General features: G+C 54.7%; 6 protein-coding genes. 5 read left to right on the top strand and 1 reads right to left on the bottom strand.

Annotation, left to right across the window (positions count from 1 at the left end; all coding sequences use genetic code 11):
• From ACZ9HU_RS22200 to ACZ9HU_RS22190, 3 genes are all read left to right on the top strand, one after another.
• Positions 1-626: hypothetical protein (locus tag ACZ9HU_RS22200; protein ID WP_476108061.1), on the top strand; the 626-nt coding region annotated here is incomplete at its 5' end.
• A gap of 295 nt (positions 627-921) precedes the next feature.
• The gene (locus ACZ9HU_RS22195; protein ID WP_476108060.1) at positions 922-1,419 is read left to right on the top strand and encodes a hypothetical protein; all 498 of its coding nucleotides are present in this window, start codon (positions 922-924) and stop codon (positions 1,417-1,419) included.
• Between the two features lie 147 nt (positions 1,420-1,566).
• Positions 1,567-2,085, top strand: a complete 519-nt coding sequence (locus ACZ9HU_RS22190) for a hypothetical protein (RefSeq protein ID WP_476108059.1) — start codon at positions 1,567-1,569, stop codon at positions 2,083-2,085.
• A gap of 252 nt (positions 2,086-2,337) precedes the next feature.
• On the opposite strand, the gene ACZ9HU_RS22185 is transcribed toward ACZ9HU_RS22190, so the two are convergent.
• Complete coding sequence (locus ACZ9HU_RS22185; protein ID WP_476108058.1) at positions 2,338-3,513, bottom strand: hypothetical protein; 1,176 nt, start codon at positions 3,511-3,513, stop codon at positions 2,338-2,340.
• Positions 3,514-3,927: 414 nt separating this feature from the next.
• On the opposite strand from ACZ9HU_RS22185, the gene ACZ9HU_RS22180 reads away from it, so the two are divergent.
• Positions 3,928-5,562, top strand: coding sequence for an RNA-directed DNA polymerase (locus ACZ9HU_RS22180; RefSeq protein ID WP_476108057.1), 1,635 nt, complete (start codon positions 3,928-3,930; stop codon positions 5,560-5,562).
• 135 nt (positions 5,563-5,697) lie between these two features.
• The coding region (locus ACZ9HU_RS22175) for a transposase (RefSeq protein ID WP_476108056.1) at positions 5,698-6,048 on the top strand (351 nt) is incomplete at its 3' end.

Raw genomic sequence — 6,048 nt, 5'->3', positions numbered from 1 at the left:
ACCAAAGCCCTTTTACCCATAGACCTGCGCAAACCTCACCGCGGGTCGTACTTGTAAGACTTTCGTACGCCTGCCGGCGCCCGAAACCCTTCGACTTTGCGGACATTCAGGACGCCCTTGCCGAACGGCAGCATCCGCCCCTTGCGGACATTGATATGCTGGGTGATTATCCGCTTATGGATTACATCAGCAATGAAACGGCTGCGGATCGCCTTTATTTGAAGGGGCTGACAGTCCGCTACGAGCGAGGCATTGGCAAGTGGATGCCCATCATGTGGCACTTGGCACTTCGCGGTCATACCGGCGCGATGATTGAACTGGCTGACTGGTTTTCCTATGACAACAACGCGGCATCGTTTGGCAAACCAGCCGACGCATTTAGTCCTGCAGGCCTTTACTATCGCGCCTGGCGGAAAGGCGATGCTCGCGCGGCTGGTAATGCAGCGATGAGCTGCTTCAATCGCAATGATATGATCGGGTATCGCCATTGGCTAAGATGCGCTGCAAAAGCCGGTGACGCGGACGCGGCAAGGTCATTGCGGCTCTTTGAAACTCGGCTGTGGCATGCCGCCGCGAGGAAAGTTGGCCGGTTACGCCCTCGCCAAAATCGGGACGAGTACGCTTAGTTTGAAAGGCAACTTTCCACCAATCGCGGACGTTCCAATCACTGCCGAAATTGTCCACGCCGCCTAGTACGAATGCAGTTACTGCTGATAACCTAAGTTTATTGAATGGCGGCAACTCATCACTCAATGTAAGTGCAGACCGTTTCACCTATTATGCAAATAGATCGTTTAACAAAACGAAGTCCGGTAAAATTACTTTCACCACATATGGAGGCATTGTAGGTTTGGGAGGAGGTGTCTGACTTTCAAATACTGTGGCTGGAACAAAGTTTTTATAATGTAGGACCTTTCGCAAATGAAAAGATTTTTCTACATTGCAGTGGCCGTTATTTTCTCTTCTTTGGCTGGGCTGCAGATCTTTTTATCCAGGCAGTCTGGGCCAGGTCATGAAATTAAAAATCGATCAAAATATTTTGGCTGCTATTGGAGCGATCGGTATGGAGTAAGAATTCAGGACGACGTTATATTAATAATAGGAACTGCCTATCGCGCCAAAATCATAAATTTTATCTACATAAAAAAAGACGCCGCCATCAACACGGATAGGAGTATATACTTCGATAATGAGGATGGAGATCTAAAAACTGGTCAAAATCTCTATGGGTACATTTATAGATTTGATGATATTGACAATCCCACCGCGCTGCTTGTACCTGATAGCTCAGGCACAAACGTAAAGCTTTTGCGTGCGCCATGCTTGGAACGGGTTTCGATCATTCCGGTTCATATTCGCATGAGCTGGAGACTCGCAAAAACCGGGTCCTTTAAGGCTTGGCAACCCGACGGCGGATAATACCGATGCTGGCAGTTTGAGGAAGGGGACGCGAACCATCCCGTTAGTCACGCGAGCTAACGACTGCTTCCCCCCAAATTTCGACGACAAGCGCCGTTCCGGACACGGTGCTATTGCTGACATTGCCCCATTCGATATGATGCGGTTATGTTGATCTTCAAACAAGCCCTAGCAATCATCGTCGTAATTACATTGTCAGGCTGTCCTGGGCACGATCAACCTGCGGCAAACAAAAGTCGCGCCGTTTCGTTGGGCACTTACACGCATGACCTATCATGCTGGGGGCCTATTAAAAATGGTCGCGTTTCTCTCGCAAGCAAAGCAATCCTAACTTCAATTGGGCAAAAATATGTCGAGATCTTTCCGATTTCAGAAAATTGCCATCTGAAGAAATCAGGCAACACGTGGGCATTTATGAACGTGAGGATAGGTAGTTTCGTCAAAAATGCTAACACTGACCACATTATGAGAGGACGATCACTATATCCGTGGCTCAACTTAGAAGCCTCGTATATAAATCAGACCTCGGTTGTTTATGATATAATGGCCACTTGCCGTGCTGAACATCCGAATGGGGAGCCAAGTTCTCTCGTATTTTGGGATTGTGAACTGTTCCGGGCTGAAGTGATACAACCTCTCACCGAGAAGTTTATCGATGCGATTTGACTGCATTGATCGCCCGAAAAATTATGTCCACTCCCCCTGACTTTCCCGCCGCAGCGACCGCTACGCGGGAGGTCCGATAACCGTCCTTTGTTCAGGGGGGCGAGGCGCGTGGAATGGCCAGTGTTGGCGCAAGCCGACCTTCCCGGCACCGTATCGGAACGACGATAGTTGGTCGGATACTGCTGGCGCCCTCTCAGCTGACATTTAGGCATCCAAACGCCCTCAGCGAAAGCAGGCCTTGGTTGAGGCGACCTATGCGCTTGCCGCCAGATAGGCTTTCAACCGTTCCTGGCGCTGGGGAATGGGCACCGAAGGGTCAAACAGATGGACCTGCGCGCCGGTCTTGGCAAACATCACCTTGAACATCGGCAACGTGCTGGTTGGCGCGGCGATGTAGATTTTGAGGCCTCTGAGGCTGCCCGGCTTGGCCTCGGCCAGGATGGCTTTCATGCGCGCCACGAAGTGGTCGAAGGGCGCGATGCTGGCAAAAGCCATCGTCCCGCGAAGGTAGTTCCGCCCAAGCAATGCATCACGCAGCCATCCTTCCGACGGCGCGTAATCTGGCGCGGATGGATCGCGCAGAACGGTGGTCGCGGGATAGTCGTCCTTCCAGCGCGGCGTAGATCGGAAGAAGGCCTCCAGCAGATAGCCATCCCATGCCGGTTCGGTGTTTTCCGATGGCCCCAGCAGGGGTGCGATAAAGGCCTTCCTTTCCCTCTCATCATAATCGCGCCGCGATTGCGCCTCTTTTGCCGCGGCGGCCTGCGCATGGCGCCATTCAGGCGAGGCGCCGCTGAGCACCGCGCCATCCGCAAGCCGGATCACCGCATCGACATAGGTCTCGTCCTCCGAGCCTTGGTGGTCGCCCGGTACCACGACGGGGATGCGCACCGTATCATCAGGCCCCAATTGCGGCGTCCCCCGCCAGTGGATCGAACTGACCGAATGGCCGAGCGCGAAAACATACTCCTCGGAAACAATGTCCGTCAGTGCCATCGCACGGATCACGCGCCCCTGCCCGTCATGTATGACCACCACATTGGGGCCATAGCCCATCGAGTGCCAGTTATCGAAGGTGACCACATAGCGCCCGCCATTGGCAATCAACGCGTCAACAGGCGCCACCTCATTGGTCAGCGGGCCGGACCACAGCGCGGTCCATGCGCCATCGGCCCCCACATGCTCGATGGTCGCGGTTGCCCTGCGCTGTTGCTGCCCCTTGGCGCCGCCTGCTGATTCACGCTTTTTCACCTTGTCGGAAAAATAGGCCAGTGCGCTGACCAGTTCGCGCGGGCGGATTTGCAGGCGGTATGTCTTGTCAGGCGTTTCATAGGTCTGCGGCTGAGGCGGCAGCCACTGATCGGCACGGCAGGGCGTAGCGAGAAGCGCAAAATGGGCAAAAAGCAGTGTGGACAAAAATCGCGTCATGAAGTGGAAGGTCGCATAAGAAGGGCAAGCCTGCAAACGCTTCAATATTTGGCGCTGTAAACCTTTGGGGTTGAACAGGCTGGCTCCACTCCCCGTAACTTTCCCGCCAAAGCGAGCGTTACGCGGGAGGTGCGCTAACCGTCCTTTGTTCAGGGGGGGGCGAGGCGCGTGGAATGGCCGGTGTTGGTGTAAGCGGACTTCCCGGCACCGTATCGGAACGTCGTAATCTGGTCGGGTACAGCCTGTTCGAGCGACGTCCAGCCCGCCACCGGTACCGCCGCCATTCCAGACGTTCTGCCTCCTTGGCCTGGGCGTCGGAAGCAGTCGTTTGTGCAGCACTGTCGCAGTGCGTAGGACTGCTGGTAGCAAGGAAGAATCTAGCAAATATACATTTTTGGTGTCATCGTTATGCCGATGGCACTAAAACACGACCTTCTCGAAAAAGGGTATTTGCCCGAGAATTTACCGCCGACTTTCGTCACTACGGCGATAGGTGCTAACCTTGCCGCTCGCAATGGGTGGCTCTCTGACGGGCGGCATCCGGTCAGGTCTTCCCCGTTCAACGCATCAAAACGCGGGATGACGCGTCGTGAGTTCTCGTTTATTCACCCCTCGACGGCACATGATCTTGCGCGTTTCATCGCCGACCGCGAGGCAGAGCTAACGCAGCATTTCGCGCTTTCGAACTTTAGCTTGTCCAAACCCGTCCATAGCCCCGAACTGGATCGGGCCGTAACTATTGCATCTCACTCGGAGCTGGAAAGTTCTCGGCTTTCGCGCCTTGCTAGGTATCGCTTCGTTGCGCGAACGGACATTTCGCGATTTTACCACACAATCTACACCCATTCGATTCCTTGGGCATTGCACGGGCGAGCGGCTGCAAAGGCGGACCGTTATCCCGCATCCGCGAATTGCTATGGCAACCGTCTCGATCTTATTGTCCGGGCAGGTCAGGACGGCCAGACCGTAGGCGTTCCGGTCGGACCGGACGCGTCAAGATACATAGCAGAGGTTATCGGCACCGCGATTGACCAAGAGTTCGTTCGACGCGGCGGGCACCAGAACTGTGACGTGATTAGGCACGTCGACGACGTTTGGATTGGGGCTGATACTCACGCCGCAGCTGAGGAAGCCCTGTGGCGATACAGAGAAGCGATTCGTTTCTTCGAATTGGACATCAACGAAACAAAAACTGCAATTTACTCAGATAACTTTTCATTTTCAGATACGTGGCCAACCGACATTGCCGCCAAGTTCGAGTTCGCGAGCAATTCGCTTGAAAGGCGGATCCCTGAACGACTTCGTGCGGCGCTTGAATACGCTTTTTCATTCACTTCAAGCAACAATGATGATGGGGTCCTCAAGTACACTCTGCGCTATTTAGACAGGTCAAAACTCGCTGCTATGCATTGGGCTGTCGTGGAACCCTTTCTCAAGCGAGCGGCGGTACATTTCGGGCATTCCATCGACTATGTCGCCCGTATGATTGTCTGGCGCCATCTGGCTTTCCGTGACCTTGTCATTGGCGACTGGTCGCAGATCTTGGTGGCGATACTTGATAGACATGGACGCCTCGGAAACGATGGTGAGGTCTCGTGGGCGCTGTATGCCGCGATCCGGCTCGGTGTCGAGATTCCGATCGGCACAGCCAACCTAATAGTTCAGAACTGCAGCCCACTTACAGTGATGGCGCTGCTTTCTGGTGTCGAGCAGGGATTGGTCGCGCCGGTCGTATTCGAGGCTGCGAACGAGATCGTCGCAAACGAAACCGGAGCTGGTCCCTATTGGCCGTTGCTTCTGGAGTGGCGGTCACGACAATGGGCTGGTAGCGCAAGCCTGACGCTTGAAAACGAACTTATCGAGGATCTCGCTCAGCGGGAGATCACGTTGTTCGAGGCCAATAGACTTCCGAGCGTGTTCCAGGATCTCGAGGAGAATGACTTCGGCTCAGTTGCGTTTGCGATCGAGGAGCGCTCAAGCCAATACGACGATGACAGTGATGAGGCCGCAGAGGACGACCTCGAAGACGACGAAGATCGGCCTTTTTGATCGCCTACGGTCCCTACACTCCGTTCGGGCTGTTCACATCGAACTGGGCGGGGCATGAGTGGTTCAAGAATGGACTTGTAACGGATTTGTGCCGGTCACCTGAGCGTTTTATGCTCGCAACAGGAGACCGACGAGATGATGAAGCATAGTGAAGATTTTAAGCGAGAGGCGGTTCGGATCGCGCTGACCAGCGGGCTGTCACGGGAGCGGGTTGCCGCGGATTTGGGGGTCGGCAAGTCGACGCTTGGCAAATGGATTGCTCACTATCGCCCGACAGATTTGGTGGCGGAGCCACAGGCCGATCTGGCCCGTGAGAATGAGCGCCTGCGCCTGGAAAACCGTATCCTCAAGGAGGAGAGGGACATTCTAAAAAAAGCAACGCAGTTCTTCGGTAAGCGCCGACGGAATGCGGCGTTGACGCGGCCTATTTGGCCTTTCGCAGACGGGGCGCCCATTTCTTTGCCAGCGCGGCGAAGCTGGCGTGGA

The organism is Novosphingobium sp. Sphag1I (assembly GCF_056279125.1).
The sequence above is the reverse complement of the archived record's forward strand: the minus strand, read 5'-3'. Positions and strand labels throughout refer to the sequence as shown.

Excerpts from the sequence above, each read along its gene's own strand:
- ACZ9HU_RS22180 (WP_476108057.1), top strand. The coding sequence starts at position 3,928 with ATGGCACTAAAACACGACCTTCTCGAAAAAGGGTATTTGCCCGAGAAT.
- ACZ9HU_RS22190 (WP_476108059.1), top strand. The coding sequence starts at position 1,567 with ATGTTGATCTTCAAACAAGCCCTAGCAATCATCGTCGTAATTACATTG.
- ACZ9HU_RS22195 (WP_476108060.1), top strand. The coding sequence starts at position 922 with ATGAAAAGATTTTTCTACATTGCAGTGGCCGTTATTTTCTCTTCTTTG.
- ACZ9HU_RS22185 (WP_476108058.1), bottom strand. The coding sequence starts at position 3,513 with ATGACGCGATTTTTGTCCACACTGCTTTTTGCCCATTTTGCGCTTCTC.